The 19,863-nt window shown below is 61.9% G+C and carries 16 protein-coding genes and 1 pseudogene; 6 read left to right on the plus strand and 11 right to left on the minus strand.

Going from position 1 to position 19,863, the window contains the following annotated elements; translation table 11 throughout:
- Positions 1-43: 43 nt before the first annotated feature.
- Positions 44-4,075 carry a UvrD-helicase domain-containing protein gene (locus OIS53_RS03220; protein ID WP_264680952.1) on the minus strand — a complete coding sequence of 1,344 codons (4,032 nt, stop codon included), beginning with the start codon at positions 4,073-4,075 and terminating at the stop codon, positions 44-46.
- Between the two features lie 298 nt (positions 4,076-4,373).
- Between OIS53_RS03220 and OIS53_RS03225 the strand changes: the two genes are divergently transcribed.
- On the plus strand, positions 4,374-5,198 hold the full coding sequence (locus OIS53_RS03225; protein WP_264682299.1) for an FkbM family methyltransferase: 825 nt from the start codon (positions 4,374-4,376) through the stop codon (positions 5,196-5,198).
- A 142-nt stretch (positions 5,199-5,340) separates the two neighbouring features.
- On the opposite strand, the gene OIS53_RS03230 is transcribed toward OIS53_RS03225, so the two are convergent.
- Positions 5,341-6,063, minus strand: a complete 723-nt coding sequence (locus tag OIS53_RS03230; protein WP_264680953.1) for a hypothetical protein — start codon at positions 6,061-6,063, stop codon at positions 5,341-5,343.
- 65 nt (positions 6,064-6,128) lie between these two features.
- On the minus strand, positions 6,129-6,539 hold the full coding sequence (locus OIS53_RS03235) for an acyl-CoA thioesterase (protein ID WP_264680954.1): 411 nt from the start codon (positions 6,537-6,539) through the stop codon (positions 6,129-6,131).
- A 234-nt stretch (positions 6,540-6,773) separates the two neighbouring features.
- Between OIS53_RS03235 and OIS53_RS03240 the strand changes: the two genes are divergently transcribed.
- Both OIS53_RS03240 and OIS53_RS03245 read left to right on the plus strand, forming a co-directional pair.
- A complete protein-coding gene (locus OIS53_RS03240; protein ID WP_045690297.1) occupies positions 6,774-6,965 on the plus strand; it encodes a cold-shock protein in 192 nt (63 codons plus the stop codon).
- Positions 6,966-7,473: 508 nt separating this feature from the next.
- Positions 7,474-9,420, plus strand: a complete 1,947-nt coding sequence (locus OIS53_RS03245; RefSeq protein WP_264680955.1) for a DEAD/DEAH box helicase — start codon at positions 7,474-7,476, stop codon at positions 9,418-9,420.
- A 204-nt stretch (positions 9,421-9,624) separates the two neighbouring features.
- Here the strand turns inward: OIS53_RS03245 and OIS53_RS03250 are convergent, their stop codons facing one another.
- The 3 genes from OIS53_RS03250 to OIS53_RS03260 all read right to left on the minus strand — a co-directional run bounded on the left by OIS53_RS03250 (position 9,625) and on the right by OIS53_RS03260 (position 12,374).
- Positions 9,625-10,071, minus strand: coding sequence for a ferritin-like domain-containing protein (locus OIS53_RS03250; protein ID WP_264680956.1), 447 nt, complete (start codon positions 10,069-10,071; stop codon positions 9,625-9,627).
- A 110-nt stretch (positions 10,072-10,181) separates the two neighbouring features.
- Positions 10,182-11,438 (minus strand): BaiN/RdsA family NAD(P)/FAD-dependent oxidoreductase, encoded by a 1,257-nt coding sequence (locus tag OIS53_RS03255; RefSeq protein ID WP_264680957.1) that lies wholly within the window; start codon positions 11,436-11,438, stop codon positions 10,182-10,184.
- 87 nt (positions 11,439-11,525) lie between these two features.
- Positions 11,526-12,374, minus strand: coding sequence for an NAD(P)H-binding protein (locus OIS53_RS03260; protein ID WP_264680958.1), 849 nt, complete (start codon positions 12,372-12,374; stop codon positions 11,526-11,528).
- Between the two features lie 142 nt (positions 12,375-12,516).
- Between OIS53_RS03260 and OIS53_RS03265 the strand changes: the two genes are divergently transcribed.
- Positions 12,517-13,395 (plus strand): SDR family oxidoreductase, encoded by an 879-nt coding sequence (locus OIS53_RS03265; RefSeq protein WP_264680959.1) that lies wholly within the window; start codon positions 12,517-12,519, stop codon positions 13,393-13,395.
- Between the two features lie 169 nt (positions 13,396-13,564).
- Here OIS53_RS03265 and OIS53_RS03270 read toward each other — a convergent pair whose 3' ends face one another.
- Positions 13,565-14,428: a LysM peptidoglycan-binding domain-containing protein gene (locus OIS53_RS03270; RefSeq protein WP_264680960.1), complete on the minus strand. Its 864-nt coding sequence runs from the start codon at positions 14,426-14,428 to the stop codon at positions 13,565-13,567.
- Between the two features lie 97 nt (positions 14,429-14,525).
- Positions 14,526-14,825, minus strand: coding sequence for a hypothetical protein (locus tag OIS53_RS03275; protein WP_264680961.1), 300 nt, complete (start codon positions 14,823-14,825; stop codon positions 14,526-14,528).
- A gap of 141 nt (positions 14,826-14,966) precedes the next feature.
- On the opposite strand from OIS53_RS03275, the gene OIS53_RS03280 reads away from it, so the two are divergent.
- The gene (locus OIS53_RS03280; RefSeq protein ID WP_264680962.1) at positions 14,967-15,725 is read left to right on the plus strand and encodes a glycosyltransferase family 2 protein; all 759 of its coding nucleotides are present in this window, start codon (positions 14,967-14,969) and stop codon (positions 15,723-15,725) included.
- 117 nt (positions 15,726-15,842) lie between these two features.
- On the opposite strand, the gene OIS53_RS03285 is transcribed toward OIS53_RS03280, so the two are convergent.
- The 3 genes and pseudogenes from OIS53_RS03285 to OIS53_RS03295 all read right to left on the minus strand — a co-directional run bounded on the left by OIS53_RS03285 (position 15,843) and on the right by OIS53_RS03295 (position 19,214).
- On the minus strand, positions 15,843-18,098 hold the full coding sequence (locus OIS53_RS03285; protein ID WP_413775188.1) for a S46 family peptidase: 2,256 nt from the start codon (positions 18,096-18,098) through the stop codon (positions 15,843-15,845).
- 399 nt (positions 18,099-18,497) lie between these two features.
- Positions 18,498-18,596, minus strand: a pseudogene (locus tag OIS53_RS20435) (YkvA family protein); the annotation flags it as partial.
- Positions 18,597-18,911: 315 nt separating this feature from the next.
- Complete coding sequence (locus OIS53_RS03295) at positions 18,912-19,214, minus strand: hypothetical protein (RefSeq protein ID WP_264680965.1); 303 nt, start codon at positions 19,212-19,214, stop codon at positions 18,912-18,914.
- A 60-nt stretch (positions 19,215-19,274) separates the two neighbouring features.
- On the opposite strand from OIS53_RS03295, the gene OIS53_RS03300 reads away from it, so the two are divergent.
- Positions 19,275-19,808: a DinB family protein gene (locus OIS53_RS03300; protein ID WP_264680966.1), complete on the plus strand. Its 534-nt coding sequence runs from the start codon at positions 19,275-19,277 to the stop codon at positions 19,806-19,808.
- Positions 19,809-19,863: the final 55 nt, after the last annotated feature.

Consider the following 19,863-nt stretch of genomic DNA (forward strand, 5'->3'; position numbering starts at 1 on the left):
GTCACCTGTCACTCATCACCTCTTCACCATTTCACCTGAAAAATCAAAACTCCACTACCTCTTGCGTGTCAAAGTAGTACAGCACGCAGCGCACTTCCTCGAAGCCTAGCCGCCGGAACAGCTCGGCGTAGCGTTGCAGGGGGAGGCGGTGGCGGGGCTCGGGGGGCGGGGCTTTGAAGTCGAGGAGGGTGACGCGGCGGCCGGTGCCACCGGGGGCTGCCTCAAACACGATTCGGTCGGGCTTGTAGTCCTGCTTGCGGGTGCCGCCTACCAGGATTTCGCGCTCGGCCTCGGCCTGCACCTGCTCCGAGAAGTAGTGGGCCATTTGCGGGTGCTCGGTTACTTCGTGCAGCTTGCGCAGCAGCTCAGCCCGCTCCTTGGTGCTCACCAGGCCCTCGGCTACCAGCTGCTGGGCGGCGCGGGGGGCGTCGGCGGCTACTTTCACCCGGCGCAGGGCGTAGTGCAGCTTGCGGTTCCACTCGCGCTGCTCCTGCTGCTCGTCGAAGTCGAACACCGTGTTGGCGTGGCGCTTCAGGCGCAGGCGCTCTTCCCAGGGCGTACTTTCCAGGTTGGTGAGAGGTAGGTCGTCGGTGGTTTTTGGGTGGTGGTTTTTAGGTTTTGGCACGAAGCCGCGGGCGTCGCACAGCACATAGGCCATCTGCTCGTCGTGCCAGCGGCCGGTGTCCAGCAGGTAGCGGTGCAGCAGCTCGGCCACGGTGCGGGCCGGCTCGGTGGAAGCAGTGGGGGCCTCACCGTCTTTGCCGGCCTTGGTGGGCTTGGGGCGGCGGCTGATGGCGTAAAGGCGGTGGCGGGGGCGGGTGAAAGCCACGTAGAGCATGTTGAGGCCTTCCAAGAAGGTTTTTTCCAGCTCCTCGGTGTACTGTCCGGCCAAGGGCGTGTGCAGCAGGGCCTGGGTTTGGGGCAGCACCGCCACGCCGGGCATGTCGGCCACGGGCTTGTCGGCGGCCGCGGCCAGGCGGCCCCAGAGCAACGTGCCGCGGTAGGGCGTCAGGGGCCAGTCGGCGAAGGGCACCAGCACTACGCCGTAGGCCAGGCCCTTGGCTTTGTGCACGGTGGTGATGGTAATAGCGTCGCGGCCGGCGGGGGCGTTGATGCTCAGGCTGCTCTTCTTCTGGTCCCAATAAGCCAGGAAGTTGTTGAGGTTGTTGCCGAAGCGCAGGCTGTACTCCAGGGTCAGGTCCAGAAACCGGAACAGGTACTCCTGCTCCTCGGTGCGGTGCAGCAGGCCAAACAAGCCAATCAGCCGCTCGGTCAGCTCATATAGGCCCAGGTTGCCGGTTTCCCGCTCCCGCAGGTCGTAGCCCAGGGCGCGCAGCTCGTCGAAGAAGGGCAGAGCCGCCTCGGCGTTGGCCAGCTCGGCCCAGTGGCGGGCCCTTTCGGGTGTGGGGTCCAGGCCCCGCACCACCCGATCCACAAGCAGCAGGGCCTCGGCCCGCGCCAGCGTGTCGGCCGGTTGGTTGAGCACCCGAAACAACGCCACCAGCAGGTTCACCACCTCGGCAAACTCCAACGACAGCGAATCAGCCGAAATAATGTCGTAGCCCCGCTCCTTCAGAAACTTGGCCACCCGCCGGCTCTGGTCGCGGCGCCGGCACAGCACGGCCACGTCCTGCAACCGGAACCCATCGGCCAACACGCGCTCCACGAGCTGTAAGGTCAGGTACAGGGTGCTTTCGTCGTAGTCCAGAGCCTGCCCCGGCGCATACCCCGGCAGCAGCTCCGGCGTGAACGTGCCCAGCCCCGCATCGTAGCGGCAGGCCGGCGCGTCGTCCTCGGTGAAGAGCAGCTCGACGTGGGCCTCACCCCCCCGGCCCCCCTCTCCCGCGGAGAGGGGGGAGCCTGACGATTCTGGCAGCGCAGTCCTTTCGGCTTGGGCCTCAAGAACTGCTACCGCTTCGTTTTCTTCCTTGTGTGCTGATGGTTGTGGCTTTGTTTGGGCGAGGCGCTGCTGGATTGCTTGTAGAACCTGAGGAAGTTGGTGCAACACTTCATTGTTGTGGAAGCGCAGCACCTGATAGCCTAGCTGGGACAACTCGTGGGTACGGCCGTCGTTATATTCAGCCTGACTTGTCTCCCCATGCACGTCGCCATCTACTTCTACCACAAGGCTGTGCGGAATGCAGATAAAATCAACGATAAACTTCCCAATGATGTGTTGACGCTGGAATTTCACGCCTAGCTGATTATTTCGCAACGCTTGCCACAGAACATCCTCTACTTGGGTAGGATGACGCCGCATTTCCTGCGAAAACGCCGAAGTTTTTTCCCAGGAGCTAGCATCAGCAGTAAGTACAAACTCGCCAACCGTTCCCCCTTGCGGCTCAAAACTTTCGTGTGCGAAGCCATTGCCGGTAGCCTCGGCCCAAGCCGAGGCGTTTGGAGCCGTCTGGCTCCCCCTCTCCACGGGAGAGGGGGCCGGGGGGTGAGGCTCCCGCTGCGCAAATCCCTCATCATAAATGCCTTGCACCAGCGGAAGCTGGGGGTGGGTCTGGCTGATGTGGCGGAAAAAGTCGTTGTTGAAGCGGATGATGCCGGCGGCGGAGCGGTAGTTGACGGTGAGGCTGGCCGGCTCCAGGGTTTGGTCGAGGGTGAGGTAGCGGCCGGCCAGTAGCTCGCGCAGCTCCAGGTCCTGCACAGAGGCGTAAAGGTGCTCGGTCTGGTTTTGGTAGAGGCGCAGAATCTGCTCCATCTCGCCCCCGCGCCAGCGGTAGATGGCCTGCTTGGCGTCGCCCACGGCCAGGCTAAGGTGGCCGCCCGCCACGGCGTTTTCCACCAGCGGCAGCAGGTTGTTCCATTGCAGCACCGAGGTATCCTGGAACTCGTCGATGAGCAGGTGCTGATATTTCTCGCCCATTCGCTCGTACAGGAACGGCACCGGCTCGCGCAGCACAATCTGGGCAATGCGGCGGTTGAACTCGGCAATCAGCACCACGCCCCGCTCCCGGCTGAGCTGGTCCACGGCCTTGTTCAGCTCGCTCAGCAGGCTCACCTGAAACACGTAGGGCAACATGCCGGTCACCAGCAGGTAGTCGGGCAGCAGGGTGGCGCGCAGCTTTTCCAGGGTTTCGTAGGCCGTGAGCAGCACGGGCTTCACGGCGTCCACGCGGGCCTTGTCGGCGGTGGTTTTTACCTTGCTGCTGTACCACTTATCCTGCTCCACGGTGGCCCGCACGTAGGTATTAGCCTCCTTGTCGGGCTGCAGGCGCTCCTCCCACTTGCTCACGTAGCCCAGCAGCCCGCTGCGGCCCTGGTACAGGTCCGAGTCCGTAACGCCGGCTTCCTCCACGGCCGCCACCGCCAGCTCCGCCACCTGCCGAAAGGCATCCTCGATTTCCTGCTTGCGCTGCCGCAGCCCCTCGTGCAGGCGGCGGTAGTCGGCCAGGCTTAGCTTCTGGAGCTGCTCCACGGCCTCGTGCACCGGCTCACTCAGCAGAAACTGCCCAAACTCGACCAGCTCGGCGGGCAGGTTGTTCCAGCTGCGGCCTTCGTCGGCTTTAGACAGGGCAAAATCGGAGATGGTGCGGGAGAGGAGCTTGGCGTTCGGGTCGCGGTTGACGCGGTCCAGCAGCAAGGCCACGGCGCTTTGCAGCACGGTGGCGCTGTCCAGCTCCACTTCAAACGTGGCGGGCAGGCCCAACTCCCGCGTAAACGCCGTCACGATGCGCTGCACAAACGAGTCGATGGTGCTCACGGCAAAGTCGGCGTAGTGGTAGAGCACCAGCCGAAACGTGCGCCCCGCCCGCTCCCGCAAAAGCTGCTGGCGCTGCTCGGGCGTGGCCTGAGCCGTCAGCGTGCCTTCGGCCGCCAGCTCCGCGGCAATTTCGGCCAGCAGCGTATCGGGCTCGTTGTCAGGTGGGTACGCAAACCGCCGCAGGGACCCGATGATGCGCTCCTTCATCTCGCCCGCTGCGTCGTTGGTAAACGTAATGGCCAGGATGCGCTTGAAGTAGCTGGGGTCGTCGGCGCCCAGGGCCAGCTTCAGGTATTCCTTGGTGAGCTGGTACGTTTTGCCGGAGCCGGCGGAAGAGGAGTAGATGCGGAAGGTGGCAGGCATTGGAGAAAAAACAAGCGTAGCGCGAGCCAACGAAGGTACCGCGTATTCGGCCAGCCTGCGCTTGGTAATACGTCAGCAAACAGCCAGAAAGGCTGGTGGTCAAAAAGTTAGATAAATAATTTGCTCCGAGTCGGATGGTGTGCATGGCTTGCCTAAGTCCTTGTGGAGGTAGCAGTTCGGCCAGGGCAGTGCGGGCCGCAGCTCATCCGGCTAGCTGGGCTTTATCCGTATCTTGCGGCCCTCGGGAGCTGCGGCGGCCGGGCCATACGGTAGTTTTCCTTCTATAGAAGTGCCCAACATGTTCACCGCTATTCTCAATTCCTTTAAGCGAAAAATAGCCCGCCGCTATACCAAGAAATACCCGGTGCGGGTCGATACGTTTGACGTGCCTGGCTACGGCGCTATCAAATTTGCCAACTGGGAAAACCCCCTGGTAGAGCCCAAAAGTATTTCGCTGGCCAACGTGGAGTTCTTCAGGAAATTCCTGCGTGAGGGCGACCTGGCCATTGACATCGGCGCCAATATCGGCCACACGACCGTGCCGCTGGCCTTGCTCACCGGCCCCAGCGGCCTCACGCTGGGCTTCGACCCCAATCCGTACGTGTTCGAGATACTGGCGGAAAACACTAAGCTGAATCCTGGCAAGATTACAATTGCCGCCCACAACTTCGCTATAACCGAAACGGACGGCGAGTTCTATTACAATTCCTCGGAAGCCTCCTTCAACAACGGCGGTATTTCTACCGAGAAAAACAACAAGCACGGCAAATATTCCCTTAGTACGAAAATCAAAGGCGTCAATCTGCACGCATTCTTGCAGGCCAACCATGCCGACAAGCTCGACCGGCTAAAGCTGGTGAAAATCGACACCGAAGGCTACGACAAGGAAATCATCAAGTCGATTTCCGGCCTGCTGGACCGCTACAAGCCCGTTGTTATTACCGAATGCTTCGGCAAAAACAGCAAAGAAGAACGATTTGAGCAGTTCAACTTGCTTCACGCCAAAGGCTACTCGCTCTATTACTTTTCCGATTTCTCCAGCGACGCCGAAATTGTGCCCATCACCACGCCCGAAGACATGCTCAAGTGGAAGCACTTTGACTTGTACGCGGTGGCGGAGTAAGACCAGGTTTTTCGTACAGCAAGCAGCAAAGCGGCGCGAGACTAGTCTCGCGCCGCCTTATTTATTCCACCTTCCCGGTCTCCTGCGTTGCCAAGTTAGCTTCCTGGTGCGTGCTGAAAACTAATGCTATAGCGGGAAGCTGTTATTCTTCTTCTTGTTGGGGTGTAGGAGTCGGGGCCTGGTTTTCAACGGCCAGCTTCGTGGCTCCGGCCCGCGCTACCATCACCTGCTTGCCTACCTCGGATAGGTTGCGGCTTTCGTAGATTTTCATGGCCGTGGACACGTCGATGGCCTGGCGTGTCTGCTCGTCTAAGTCGAAGGTGAGGGTGATAAAGTTCAGGTGCACGCCCAGCGGCTCCAGCACTTTATTGGACTGCACCAGCAGCTGGTTCTCGATTTCGGCCTGGTCCAGCTCCACAATGTCTTCGTTCAAAAACAGCGCCTTGCTCACGTCCCGGATGCGCTTGTCAATCACCATGTTTTCGGCGCCCTCAAATGCCCGCGGATTCAGCGCCTCCTCGCTGTCAGCATCCGTGTTGGCTTTGCCCAAAAACTTGGCCTGCCGGATAAACGCCAGGGGACTGATAATGGAGTAATCGTAGTCGATGTGGATGGCGGCCCGCACCCGGTCCTTGAGGTTGGTGATAAAGCGGCTGTCGCCCTGCATGGGGAAATTCGGGATGACCACCTTCATAAAGCAGGGGTTCATCGTGCCTTTGGGCACGGCGTCGCCGGCCGCTATCAGCTCCCATTCCTTCCCGCAGTCATCCGACACCACCACTTGCTGGTTGGACTTGGCGTAGTTGCTGCAGCCGCCCAGCAGCAGAGCAGAGGAGGCGGCCAATGCGGAAACAAAAAGGCGCATACGGAAAAGGCAAGGGGAATGTGAGTAAGAATGAGGTTGGCGCAAGATAGCCATTCCACCCCGGCCTACACCGGCCCCCACAGCCGCTCTACTACGCTGGCCTCAATGCGCACCGGGCGCTTGGTAGTGGGGTCGAGCAGCACCCACTGGGTTTCGGCCTCGCAGAGCAGCTTGCCATCCTGGGCCCGCTCGATGCGGGTGAAGCGCTGGCACTGCGCCCCGCGCACTTCGCCTATCCACGTCAGGCAGCGCAGCTCCTCGCCCAGCAAGGCCGGGTGGCGGTACTGCACGCGGTGCTCCCGCACCACCCAGATGTACCGCTTCCGCTCGCCAGGTGGGTAGGCCGTGAGCCAGTGCTGGCCGGCTGTGTCCTGCACCCAGCGCACGTACTGCACGTTGTTGGCGTGGTGTAGCTCATCAATGTCCTGGGGCTGAACGGTAAGCAGGTGCGAGAAGCGAAAAGCCGGAGTTTCCATAGCAGTAGGCCCGAAGCGAGCCGTAAAGAAACGCTGAAAACCGCCGGGCCGCCGGGGCTGGCAGTATAAAATCTGGGGAGTTTGGCTGGCTCCGAGCGAAACCTAAAATATAGTTCTATCTTTGACGCAGTTTAAGACCATGTGGGGAACAGCCTGCCGAAGTACTTCCGATGCGGAAGAGTAAGCGGAGTGGAGTACTGCTACTCTTAAAAAATCAACCATCACACAAGTACCATGCAGACAGGAACTGTAAAATTCTTCAATGAGACCAAAGGTTTTGGTTTCATCAAAGTGGACGAGACCGGCGAAGACATCTTCGTTCACGTAACCGAGTGCATCGACGAGATTCGCGACAACGACAAGGTGCAGTTTGACATCGCCCAGGGCCGTAAAGGCCTGAACGCTGTAAAAGTAAAGCTGGCCTAGTTTCCGAATCTCTTTTCGGATAAAGCTACACAAACAGGCTCCTCACTTTGAGGAGCCTGTTTTTTTGTTTCTGACGGCTTCCCCTTTCTCCTGCTGCACCGCTTGATTCGTTAGGAAAAGAGGGGCCAAGTCTAGGCATAAAACCATAGCAATTCCCCTTGGTAAACGTTGCCAAGTATGGACTGAGCGGGATTGATAATGGCCAAAACAACTAGAAACTACAGCTAGAGCCCCCTCTCCTTTTCGGAGAGGGGGTTGGGGGTGAGGCCACTAAAGCTAAAAACAAGAAGAGGATAGCTATTTTCAGTATTTCCCTCTATCTTTGCACCCGCATTTGAGAACGGCCACGTTCCGCGCAGCTTATGAGCTGCCTCCTAGAAACTTGTTGGGCCGGCTTTGTCTTCCGTCCGTTGCTTCCGTCACTGTCGTCGTTTGGTAGAGTGGGAGAGAAGAGCGTCGCTGAATCCGCTGTTTTCAGAGCATAGTCTCCATTCCATCAAACTCAGACATGGAAAAAGTAAAATTTGAAGAGCTGCCCCTCTCCGAGGAAATGCAGCGCGCTATTACGGAAGTCGGCTACGAAGAGGCTTCCCCTATCCAGACGGCTGCTATTCCCGTTCTGCTTGAAGGCAAAGACGTAATCGGTCAGGCCCAGACGGGTACCGGCAAAACGGCGGCCTTCTCTATCCCCGCCATCGAGAAAGTTGACACCAACTCCCGCGACGTGCAGGTGCTGGTGCTCTGCCCCACGCGTGAGCTGGCCGTGCAGGTGTCGGGCGAAATCCAAAAGCTGGGCAAGTACAAGCGCGGCCTGGCCGTGGTGCCCATTTACGGCGGCTCCAGTTATGACCGGCAGTTCCGGGCCCTGGAGCGTGGTGTGCAAATCGTGATTGGCACTCCTGGCCGCGTCATGGACCACCTGGAGCGCGGCACGCTGAACCTGGATAACTGCAAAACCATCATCCTGGATGAGGCCGACGAGATGCTCGACATGGGCTTCCGCGACGACATCGAGACGGTGCTGGGCCGCATGCCCGAGGACCGGCAGACGGTGTTCTTCTCGGCTACCATGAGCAAGCCCATCATGGAGCTGACCAAGAAGTACCAGCGCGACCCGCAGGTGGTGAAGGTCAACCACCAGGAAATGACCGTCACCAACATCGAGCAGGTGTACTACGAGGTGCGCGGCCCCCAGAAAAAGGATGTGCTGACCCGCGTGCTCGATATGTACAATCTGAAGTCGACCATCGTGTTTGCCAACACCAAGCGCATGGTGGACGAAATCGTGGCCGACCTGCAAGCCAAAGGCTACTTCGCCGACGGCCTGCACGGCGACATGGGCCAGCAGCAGCGCCAGAACACCCTGGACAAGTTCCGCAAGGGCACCTTGGAAATCCTGGTGGCTACCGACGTAGCCGCCCGCGGCATCGACGTGGATAATGTAGAAGCCGTGGTCAACTACGACCTGCCCGCCGACGAAGAATACTACGTGCACCGCATCGGGCGCACGGGCCGCGCCGGTAAGTCGGGCCGTTCGTTCACGTTTGTGAGCGGCCGCGACATCTACAAGCTGCGCGACATCATGCGCTTCACCAAGGCCACTATCAAGCAGGAGCGCGTGCCTTCGTTTGAGGATGTGTCGGAGGTGAAGACCACGCTCATGCTCAACTCCATCAAGGAAGTCATCGAGAAGGGCAACCTCGACAAGTACATTGCCCGCGTGCAGCGCCTCATCGACCAGGACCAGGAAGACGGCATTACGTCCCTGGACGTGGCCGCGGCCCTGCTCAAGATGACCATGAAGGAGGAAAAGCGCGCCCAGGAAAGCCTCGACGCCAGCCGCTCCCAAGGTGCGGCCCGCCCCGGCTTCACGCGCTTGTTTGTGACCATGGGCAAGAAGGACCGCCTGCACCCGCGCGACATCGTGGACCTGATTGCCGAAAACACCAGTCTCACGGCCGGCAAAGTCGGCGACATTGCCCTCTACGACAAGTTTAGCTTCGTGGAAATTCCGAATGACTTTGTAGAGGAAGTAGTCAGCCAGCTTGGCCGCAGCAGCATTCAGGGCCGGCCGGTGGCCTTCAACATTGCCACGCCTCGCCAGGAAGGCGACGCCCAGCAGGAAGGCGGCAACCGCGGCGACCGTCCGCGCCGGGGCCCCGGCGGCTTTGGGGGCGGCGACCGTGACCGGCGAGAAGGCGGCTTCGGCGGCAACCGCGGCGGCAGCTACGGCGGCAACCGGGGTGGCTCGTACGGCGGCGACCGGCGCGACGGCGGCTCCTCCTACGGCAACCGCGGCGGCGGCAGCTACGGCGGGGGCGGCTACAAAGGCAACCGCGACGGCGGCTCTTCCTACGGCAACAGTGGCGGCAACCGCTACGGCGGCGACCGGGGTGGTAGCTCCTACGGCGGCGGCTACAAAGGCAAGCGCGACAACAACGACTTCGACGAATAGAATCGCAGATTGTGCAGATTGAATTGATTGCACAGATTGCTTGCCGGTGAATGAACCTGGGTACACAATACAAAGGCCGCTTCCTTGGAAGCGGCCTTTGTGCTATTATAAATCAGGGCCGGATACCGGTTACCAGTTAGTCCTCCCGGTGGTGCCCGTGAGAAATCAGCGCAATCAATTCAATCTGCACCATCTGTGATTTGGTTAGCGGCTGGCGTTGCGCAGGCCGCGAATTCTATCGTGGGCTTCTTTTACGCCCTGGTACTGCTTCCCGATGATGGTTTTAAGCTGGCCGGGCAGGTTTTCGGCTTTCAGAGCGGCTTCGTAGGCTTTTACGGCGTAGTCTTCGCCCCGCTCACACTCGTTGAGGATACTTTCCCGACTCTTGCTGGTGAGGGCGGCTTTGATGTTGATGAAGGCCCGGTGCAGAGTACCGGTTATCGACGAATCTTCCTCGGCTTTGATGTTGAGCTGGTGCATCTGGTCCTCCAACTCGGTCAGGTAGCCGTCGCGCTGAACCGCATACTGCTTGAACACTTCCTTCAGGTCCTGATCCTCGACGTCGGTGAGGGCAGTGGCGTAGCCTTGTTCGCCATCTTTCAGGGTTTGCAGCAGCTCATGGAGCAGGGCACTCGTGTTGTTGGTAGCCATAAGAATTAGGTTGGAAGTTGGAAAAGTGTCTTTCTGTACTCTCAAAACCAGCCCAGGGTTATGCAGGGACACTTGACACTTGGATGTCTAGCAACTTCCGGCCTACTATCTCACTGCTTCACCGCCACGTCTGCCATAGCCCGGCCCGCTAGGTAGCCGGTGGTCCAGGCCGCCTGAAAGTTGAAGCCCCCGGTGATGCCGTCAATGTCGAGGACTTCCCCGGCGAAGTAGAGGCCGGGCACGCGGCGGCTTTCCATGGTCTGCATGTTCACCTCGCTCAGGGCCACGCCCCCGCAGGTCACAAATTCGTCCTTGTAGGTGGTTTTGCCTTCCACGGGCAGGGGCGTGCGGAGCAGGTTTTCGATGAGGCGGTTTTGGGCCTTGGCCGGCAGCTCATTCCAGCGCGTGTCGGGCCCGATGCCGGCGCCTTCGGCCAGGGTGCGCCACAGGCGCTGGGGCAGCCCAAACAGTGGGTTGGCCAGCACGGCTTTCTTGCCGTGCTGCTCCCGAAACTGGCTCAGGTGCTGGCGCAGGGTTTCTTCGGTAAAGTCGGGAATCCAATTGACCAGGGCAATGCTGCGGTACTGCAGCTCGTGGAGGCGGCGGGCGCCCCAGGCCGAGAGCTTGAGCACGGCCGGCCCGCTCACGCCCCAGTGCGTCACCAGCACCGGGCCTTCGTACTCCAGCTTTTCGCCGGCTACGCGCACTCTGGCGCGCGGCACGCTCACGCCAGGCAGCTCGCGCAGGGGCGAATCGGGCACGTTGAAGGTAAACAGGCTGGGTACCGGCTCCTGAATGGGGTGGCCCAGGCGGCGCAGCCACTCGTACTGCTCGGTTTTGGGCGCGCCGCCGGTGGCTACCAGCAGGCGGGCCACCGTCAGCGTGCCGGCCCCGGAGCCACCACTGAGGGTCAGCTGGAAGCCGCCTTCCGGCAACGGCTCGATATGCTCGGCCGCGGTGTGCAGCATAATTTTGACCCCGGCCTGGCGGGCAGCGTCCAGCAGGCACTGGGCAATGGTTTCGGAGGAGTCGGTGACGGGAAACATGCGGCCGTCGGGCTCGGTTTTGAGCTTGACGCCGCGGGCCTCAAACCAGCGCACCGTGTCCGGGGCGCCAAACTGCCTGAAGGGCTCCTTGAGGTGCTTGCCTCCGCGCGGGTAGTGCTGCACCAGCTGGGCGGCCGTGTCGGCGGCGTGCGTGACGTTGCAGCGGCCCCCGCCCGATATGCGCACCTTGCTCAGCAGCTTGCCGGTTTTTTCGAGCAGCACCACCCGTAGCGCGGGGTTGGCCTCGGCGCAGGCAATGGCCCCGAAAAAGCCGGCGGCCCCGCCGCCCAGCACCGCCACGGTCGTTTTGTCAGACTTCACAGGCCCAAAGATACGGCCTCCAGACGTGCGAGTGTGGTTTCTCGCAGTGTTTACGCAGTGGTTGCGCAGTGTTCCGCAGTGGCTGTTCTACACCAGGGCGGCCAGCACGTCGTCGTGCTGGAACTGGTAGCCGGTGAGGCTGCGGACCAGGGAGCTGTCGATGAGCTTGCCGCCGGTGGTTTCGGGCAGGAAGGTGGGCGGCTCCAGGCCCAGGTGCGCCGCCGCGGCGGGGTAAAACTGACGGCGCGGCGGGTGGGTAGCAGCGCAGGCGTTGAGCGTGTACCCCCACACGTTGTGCTGAATCAGGTGCTGGAGCAGACCCACGCAGTCGGCCAGGTGGATGAGGTTGACGGGGGCGCTGCCCAGGGGCAGGTCGTGGCGGCCGGCCAGGAAGCGGCCCGGCGCCCGGCCCGGCCCCATCAAGCCCGCCAGGCGCACCACGGTGTGGTCGGGGCCCGAGAACAGGGCTTCGGCCCGGAGCAGGGGGGCAGCGGCGTTGGTGTCGGCCTGGGCGTCGGCTTCGTGCATGGTGCGGGGCTCGTCGGGGTACACGCCGGTGGAGCTGACGTGGAGCACGTGCCGCACGCCGGCGCGGGCGGCAGCTTCGGCCACGGGGCGCAGCAGGGCGGGGTAGGCATCGGGGGAGCCGGCCCCGCGGGTGGGGGGCACGTTGAGCACCAGCACCTCGGCCTCGTGCAGCAGCGCCTGAAGGGTGTCAGCGTCGGTGGGAGTGAGTGTGGGGCTGAGGCGCAGCAGGTAGGGCCGAATGCCGGCGTCGCGCAGGGTGAGCAGGTGCACCGGGGTGGTGGTGGTGCCGTGCACCGGGTGGCCGGCCGCCACCAGGGCCTGGGCCAGGGGCAGGCCAAGCCAGCCGCAGCCCAAAATGGCTACAGTTGGCGGAGACGCAGTACGGAAGGAAGATGTGGCGTAGGACATGCGGGGTAAAGGTGGTAAAAAATCCAACCCATGCCACTGCTCACCTGAAAAAGCCAGAAATGCCGTTCTTGCAGGCCGCCGCCGCTCGCAGGGCGGCTCCTGCCACTAGCAGTTTTCTTACGTCCACTTTTTCTCTCCTCTTATGGCTTCTACGCACCCCTACGCCCAGCCCATGCTCCGCGACAACGCCCTCCAGGGTAAAACCATCGTCGTGACGGGCGGCGGCACCGGCCTCGGCCGGGCCATGACCACCTACTTTCTCCAGCTCGGGGCCAACGTGGTCATCAGCTCCCGCAAGCTCGACGTGCTGGAAAAAACCGCCGAGGAGCTGCGCCAGCAAACCGGCGGGCAGGTGCTGGCCGTGCCCTGCGACGTGCGCAAGTACGACGAGGTAGAAGCCCTGCTCCAGCGCACCATCGACACGTTCGGGGGCGTGGATGTGCTGCTCAACAACGCTGCCGGCAACTTCATCAGCCCCACCGAGCGCCTGAGCCACAAGGCCTTCGACGTAATTGTGGACATTGTCCTGCGCGGCTCGTACAACTGCACGCTGGCGTTTGGCAAGCGCTGGATTGCCGATAAGCGGCCCGGCACTATTCTCAACATCGTTACCACCTACGCCTCCGTAGGCTCGGCCTACGTGGTGCCCTCAGCGGCGGCCAAGGCCGGCGTGCTGGCCATGACCCGCTCCCTGGCCGTGGAGTGGGCCAAGTACGGCATCCGTTCCAACGCCATTGCCCCCGGCCCTTTCCCCACCGAGGGTGCCTGGAGCCGCCTCTTCCCCGAGCCCCTGGCTTCCAAGCTCGACCCCGCCGCCTCGGTGCCCCTCAAGCGCGTGGGCAACCACCAGGAGCTGGCCAACCTGGCCGCCTACCTGGTTTCCGACTTCTCGGCCTACATGAATGGCGAAGTGGTAACCCTCGACGGCGGCGAGTGGCTGAACGGGGCCGGCGAGTTCAACAAGCTCGAACTCCTGACCCCGGAAATGTGGGACCAAATCGAGAAAACCATGCGTCGCTAAATCACAGATTGTGCAGATTGGGTAGGATTTCACTGATTTTTGTTGTTTAGACTTTTGGTGAGCTTCGGCAACCTGTCAGCAAAACAAAAGGGTGCATCCTGAGAAGCACCCTTTTGTTTTGCTGACGAAAAAATCAGTGAAATCCTATCCAATCTGCACAATCTGTGATTTATAGCTTGTAGTCCTTGTAGTCTTTGGTGAACTCCTGGGGCGGAATGGGCTGGTTGGCCACGATGTCGTTGAACTCGAACCGCTCGAACAGGCCTTTATCGTCGTGCACTTGCACGAGCAGGGGCAGGTAGAGCTTCTGGTCCACGCAAATCAGGATGCGGCGGCCGTAGGCGTTAGGTACTTGGATGGTTTTACCGGCGGGCACGGTGGCGTCCGGCGTCAGGCCATTGCGCTCCAGAATGCGGTACTCGCCGCAGCCGAAGCGGGCGGCAATGGCGGCCACCGTTTCGGGCTTGGCGGGCTTGTAGGGCACGTAGCGAAAGGCAGGATAGTCGGCGCGGAGCACGTGGGCGGGGCGGCCGGCCAAGGTGGTGTCGGTGGTGTAGCGGAAGCTGCGCTCCAGGGCGTGGTCCTGGCGCTGGCTGGAACCGCGCAGCATCTCGGCAATGGTGCCGTAGCCGGCGTCGAGCACGCTGTGGTGCTGGCTTTTGCGCATCAGCGCGCCATTGGGGTCGAGGCTGAGCGTGACGTACGGAAAGCTGTTAGGGTACACCCAGGCGTCGCCGTCGTTCTGGCCTTCCACCCACAGCACCTCAATGCCCTTATGGTTGCGCAAGTACACGCGGTAGGGCCGGAAGGCCATTTTCATGCTCGTGCGCGCCTGCTGGTAGCTGGTCCCGATACGCTCCTGGGCCCGCACGTTGCAGCGCAGGGTTTTCAGGTTTTCGATGGCGCCGGTCAGGCGGGTAATAAGCTGGTCGGTGGTGAGCTTGGGTGGGGTGGGCGGCGCGGCCGGGGTGGCTGCTGGAGCGGCGGCCAGCCGTAGGCTGGTCCACGTCAGAAGCCAGAAATAACAAAGCATGCGGCGTATACTAGAGCTAATGGCAAACCAGTGACAAGAGAAGGCGGCTAAGCAGAAACCGCGCCGATTGAACAACCCGTGGGCCGGGCAGCTCTGCTTAGTTGAGGCTGATGCGCGGAAAGCGGCTGGCGGCGCTATCAAACACGAATAGCTCATCAATCTGCACTTCGCTCAGAAACTGATACAGCGGAAACTGCTCGACAACGGCCTGCACGCTGGCCGCCGTGGCTCCGTTCATCGTAACCCAGCCGCGGGTCCGGTCGGCGCTGATGGCGTAGGCCTCAATGATATTCTCTTCGATAAGGCGGTTGATAAAGGCGCGGTGCCGCGGAATCCGGGAGATAAAATCTTCGTCAATCGTATCGGGCAGCCGGAGGGTAACTACAAATTTAGCCATGAGGCAATACAGCAGGAAATGAGGCAAGCTGGAGGCTAAACGCGCCCCGCCGCCGGAAAGTTGAGCTCCAGCCCGCAACGGCGGGGCCGGGCAGTAGCTGCGCCGTGCAACATTTTCGAGCGGCGGGCAGAATAGGAGGCCATGCATTTCTCCGTCATCACCCCAACCCACAACCGCCGGCAGTTTCTGCCCGAGGCCGTTGACAGCGTGCGGGCCAGCGTAGCGGCCCCCCTGGACTTCTCCTTCGACCACCTCATCTGCGAAAACGCCTGCACCGACGACACCGCCGCCTGGCTGCGCGAGGCCAGCGCCCAGGCCGGCACCCCCCTGCGCGTGCGCCAGCAGGCTACCAAGCTGCTGCCCGGCCCCGCCCGTAACCTGCTGATTCGGGAGGAAAGCCCCGCCGACGCCTGGCTGGTGCCCCTCGACGACGACGACGTGCTTTTGCAGCGCTGCCTGTTCCACTACGCCGACCAGATCCGGCAGCATCCTGGCCGCCCCTGGCTGGTGGCCGATTTCCTGCGCGTGGACGAGGAGCGCCGCTACTTGCCGCGCGAAGACTACTACGCCTGGCGCTTCGACACGCCCCAGGACATGCTGCGGGCCATCTTCCGGGCCGAGCACTTCATCCAGGGCAACGTGTGCTACAGCCGTCAGCTGTTCAACGAGGTAGGCGGCTACGACGAGGAGTTGCGCATGGCCGAAGACCTGGACCTGTACGTGCGGTTTTTGCTGGCCGGCCACCTGCCCGTTATCTGCCCCCACCTCAGCCACCTGCACCGCTTCCACACCAGCAACGTCAGCATCGGCGTGGATGCCGAGAAGCACGGCAATGATTTGCGGGTGATATACGATAAATACGCCGGGCAGCTGCGGGAGCAGGGAATCGAGCGGCCGTAGGCTGTCATTCCTCGCTCCGCTCGGAATGACAGTTACTCCATCACTACCACGCCGCCCTTGACCGCCAGAAAGTTAGTGTTTCGGCGGGCGTGTACGAACTGAGCAAGTAGGCAAGGCTTACACCTTCTCCTTAGCTGCCTTGCGCTTCACTTTCACCTTCTTCACCGGCTGCCCAGCCGGAGCGGCCGCGCCGGGTGCGCCTACTAGGGTCATTTCCTTGACCAGGTGGCCGGCGCCAGCGAATTTATCGACCACAAACAGCATGTAGCGCACGTCCAGCGTGATGTTGCGTACCCGGTCGGGGTCGAACATGATGTCGGACATGGTGCCTTCCCAGTTCCGGTCGAAGTTGGTGCCGATTAGCTCCCCACGGGCATTGATGACGGGGGAGCCGGAGTTGCCGCCGGTGGTATGGTTGGTGGCAATGAAGGCTACGGGCACCGTGCCCCGGTAGGCATAGGGCCCGAAATCCTTGGTGCGGTACAGCTCTGTGAGGCGGGCGGGCACTTCAAACTCGGGGTTGGTGGGGTCGGCTTTTTCCATGATGCCGTCCAGGGTGGTGTAGAAGTCATAGCGGGTGCCATCGGCGGGGGCGTAGCCGGCCACTTGGCCGTAGGCCACGCGCAGGGTAGAGTTGGCATCGGGGTAAAACTTCCGCTCCGGCTGCTGGAGGCGCAGGCCGGCCACGTAGGTACGCTGGAGCAGGGCAATGTTGTCGGTGGCGGCGGTGTAGGTGGGCAACACCTGCTGGCGGTAGGTGGCGACGATGGCCTGGGCCAGCTGGGCGGCCGGGTCCTGGCGCAGGGTCTGGCCGTTGCCGGCGGCCACCTCATCCAGCACAGCCTGGGCCCCGGCCTCCGAGGCCAGCCGCGACTTGCCGTACAGCTGAGCTACGTAAGCCGGCCAGCCGCCGGCCTGGGCGTACTGCTGCTGCACGGTTGTCACGTAGGCAGGCAGCAACGCCGGCGGCGTACCGGTGGCGTAGAGAGGCAGCAGGGCGGCGGCTACTTTCTGGTCGGTGGGGGCGCTGTAGTTGCGGAAGAAGTTGGTGGTGCCCCGTTTGGCCCGGTCCACGGCCGCCTGGCGCTCCTCAGCCGGCGCTTTTTTGTCGATAAGGTCCAGCAGCGGCAGCAGAGAGTTGGCGTAGGCCACCAGCTCCACGCCCAGGGCGGCCTCAGTCACGTAGTCGCGGGCCAGGGTGTAGTCGCGCACGGTGGCATAGTGTTTCTGCAGTTGCGGCAGCAGCCCGGCAAAGGCGGCGCGGCGGGCTTCGTCGCCGCTTTCGGCCCAGCGCTGAAACCCGGCTTCCTGTTGCTGCTTGCGCGCCACGGCGTCCAGCTTTTTGAGGCCCCGGTTTTCGCCTATCCACTTCTTCCAGTAGTTGGCCAGGCCGGCGTACTTGGCCGCGTACTGAATCCGCACCTTGTCGGAGGCCTTCATGTCCTGGTCCAGGATGCGCAGCTTGGTGTCGCGCACCTTGATTTTGGCCGGGTTCGACACCGAGTACACCTCGTCCACGCCCCAGCTGGTCAGGTACTCATTGGTGCGGCCAGGGAAGCCGAATACCAGCGTGAAGTCGCCGGGCTGCACGCCTTGCAGGGAAATGGGCAGGTGGTGGCGGGGCTTGAAGGGACGGTTGGCGGCGGAATAGGGAGCGGGCTTATTGTCGGGGCCGGCGTAGATGCGGAACAGGCTGAAGTCGCCGGTGTGGCGGGGCCAGGCCCAGTTGTCGGTGTCGCCCCCAAACTTGCCGATGCTGCTCGGTGGTGCCCCCACCAGGCGCACGTCCGGGAATACCTCCGTCACAAATAAATAGTACTCGTTGCCCTGGAACATGGGCCGCACAAAGGCCTGGTAGTGGGTGCCTTGCACGGCGGCCTGCCCCACGCGCTGGCTGTTCTGCTGCACCCGCTGCTCCCGCTCCGCCTCCGTGATGCCCGTAGTGGGCACGCCGGCCAGCACCTGGCTCGTCACATCCTCCATGCGCACGATGAACGTGGCCGTCAGACCCGGATTGGGCAGCTCCTGGTCCCGCGTCATGGCCCAGTAGCCGTTGGTCAGGTAGTCCTTCTCCACCGACGAGTGCTGCTGAATCTGGCCGTAGCCGCAGTGGTGGTTGGTCAGCAGCAGCCCTTCGGCGCTGATGATTTCGCCGGTGCAGCCGCCCCCGAACTGCACCACGGCATCCTTCAAGCTGCCCTGGTTAACGGAATAAATCTGCTCCGCCGTCAGCTTGAGGCCTTTTTTCTGCATATCGGCTTCGTTGAGCTGCTTGAGCAGCAGGGGCAGCCACATGCCTTCATCGGCGCGGGCCTGGGGCAAGCAGGAGAGAAGCAGTAGGGCGAGCAGCGCCAGCCGGGTGGAGAGGCAAATCACAGATTGTGCAGATTGGAAGGATTTCACTGAGGTGGGTGGGCGGCGGGGTAGAAGATGCAAAAGTAAGGGGCGGGTTGCTTGCGAGTGAGGTTGCTCGCGGAGGTTCGCAGAGGATGGCGCTGAGGTTAGCGGAGCTGTTTAACGGAAAAACGCCCGGCCAAACCAGGCCGGGCGTTTAAAATAGAATCAGTGAAATCCTCCTAATCTGCACAATCTGTGATTTTAGGAGTGGCCCATTTCCGCCACGGCGGGGGCGTTTTCGGCGTTGGTGTTGGAAGCAGCGTAAGCGGGTTTAGGCGAGGCAGCGGGCACGTCGTCGGTGGCCTCGGCGGCGTGGGTTTTCTCCCACTCCCGGAAGCGGCCGATTTCGGCCTGGAACTTCTCCACAAACCAGCTGATGAGGGCTATATCATCCAGAAAACCGACTACCGGAATAAAATCCGGCACCAAATCTACCGGCGACAGGGTGTAGAGCAGCACCGCCAGCGCCGACACGATAGTACCGGTGTCAATCTGGCGGTAGCTGCCGCTCACGTAGTTGCGTACGAGGCGCACCACCGTGTACGCCACATCAAACAGCTGCTTGAATTTATTGTCGCCGCTGTCTTTGCTGGCCAGCTTGTTGGCTACTTCATTGAGCACCAGCACCACCCGAAACGGCCGGCCCAGCAGCTTGCCGGCGCGATTCAGAAATACGCTGAACAGGGCGTTTTTGGAAATCGAAAGACCTTTGTTGAGCAGAGAATTCATAGGGTAAGGGTAAGGTTGAGCGTGCCCGGTGTACGAGCCGCGGCCGGCCGGCGTTGCCGGCTAAGTACGGCGGCGAAGTCGGTCGTTGCGAAGCCCCAGCGCTACTAGTGCTCCGGCCGCTGCGGCAGCAATAACCAGGCTGTGGCGCTGCTGCCGCCGAATTTGCTGCGCACGTTGCGCAATTTTTTGGAAAGCCGCTGCCTTGCTTGCCACCGACCGGGACGTATCAATGCTTACGAATGTCTCGGCGTGGTCTACTTCGTATTTGTAACTGACTCCCAAGTTGAAGTAGGCAAATATCTGCAAGGGAATCAGCAAAAACAGCACCCACAGAAACCAGGAGGGAGCGGGTTTGGAACGCAAAGACATAGAAAGTAGCCCTGGATTCAAAGCAAGATAGAGCCAAACCCCTAGCTTCGCCCCATGAGCAACGCCTTCACCACCCCGCCCGCCGCCACCGAGTACGCGCCGTACTACGCCCGCTACATTAGCCGCATCAGCGGCGACCCGCTGGCGGCTTTGCGCGAGCAGCCCGCCGCGCTGCGCCGCCGCCTGCACGCCCTCACCGACGAGCAAGCCGGCCTACGCTACGCACCCGGCAAGTGGAGCATCAAGGAAATGCTGGTGCACGTGCTCGACACGGAGCGCATCTTCGCCTACCGCGTCCTGCGCATCGGGCGCGGCGACCAAACGCCGCTGCCCGGCTTCGAGCAGGACGATTACGTGCCTGCCTCCGAAGCCGATAGCCGTAGCCTCGCCGACATTCTGCACGAGTATGATACCGTACGGGCCGCCACGCTCAGCCTGCTGGAGTCGCTGCCCGCCGGCGCCGCCGACCGCCGGGGCACAGCCAGCGGGCACCCCGTGAGCGTGCGGGCCCTGGCCTACATTCTGCCCGGCCACGAGGCTCACCACCTGACAATTCTGGATGAGCGATATTTGCCTTTACTGAGCTAAAATAGCCCATCGGAGCACAACACCGCCCTAATTGGCCGCGTTAAATGGCCAGTAT

The organism is Hymenobacter sp. YIM 151500-1 (assembly GCF_025979885.1).
Lineage (GTDB): Bacteria > Bacteroidota > Bacteroidia > Cytophagales > Hymenobacteraceae > Hymenobacter.

Excerpts from the sequence above, each read along its gene's own strand:
- OIS53_RS03220 (WP_264680952.1), bottom strand. The coding sequence starts at position 4,075 with ATGCCTGCCACCTTCCGCATCTACTCCTCTTCCGCCGGCTCCGGCAAA.
- OIS53_RS03225 (WP_264682299.1), top strand. The coding sequence starts at position 4,374 with ATGTTCACCGCTATTCTCAATTCCTTTAAGCGAAAAATAGCCCGCCGC.
- OIS53_RS03230 (WP_264680953.1), bottom strand. The coding sequence starts at position 6,063 with ATGCGCCTTTTTGTTTCCGCATTGGCCGCCTCCTCTGCTCTGCTGCTG.
- OIS53_RS03235 (WP_264680954.1), bottom strand. The coding sequence starts at position 6,539 with ATGGAAACTCCGGCTTTTCGCTTCTCGCACCTGCTTACCGTTCAGCCC.
- OIS53_RS03240 (WP_045690297.1), top strand. The coding sequence starts at position 6,774 with ATGCAGACAGGAACTGTAAAATTCTTCAATGAGACCAAAGGTTTTGGT.
- OIS53_RS03245 (WP_264680955.1), top strand. The coding sequence starts at position 7,474 with ATGGAAAAAGTAAAATTTGAAGAGCTGCCCCTCTCCGAGGAAATGCAG.
- OIS53_RS03250 (WP_264680956.1), bottom strand. The coding sequence starts at position 10,071 with ATGGCTACCAACAACACGAGTGCCCTGCTCCATGAGCTGCTGCAAACC.
- OIS53_RS03260 (WP_264680958.1), bottom strand. The coding sequence starts at position 12,374 with ATGTCCTACGCCACATCTTCCTTCCGTACTGCGTCTCCGCCAACTGTA.
- OIS53_RS03265 (WP_264680959.1), top strand. The coding sequence starts at position 12,517 with ATGGCTTCTACGCACCCCTACGCCCAGCCCATGCTCCGCGACAACGCC.
- OIS53_RS03270 (WP_264680960.1), bottom strand. The coding sequence starts at position 14,428 with ATGCTTTGTTATTTCTGGCTTCTGACGTGGACCAGCCTACGGCTGGCC.
- OIS53_RS03275 (WP_264680961.1), bottom strand. The coding sequence starts at position 14,825 with ATGGCTAAATTTGTAGTTACCCTCCGGCTGCCCGATACGATTGACGAA.
- OIS53_RS03280 (WP_264680962.1), top strand. The coding sequence starts at position 14,967 with ATGCATTTCTCCGTCATCACCCCAACCCACAACCGCCGGCAGTTTCTG.
- OIS53_RS03300 (WP_264680966.1), top strand. The coding sequence starts at position 19,275 with ATGAGCAACGCCTTCACCACCCCGCCCGCCGCCACCGAGTACGCGCCG.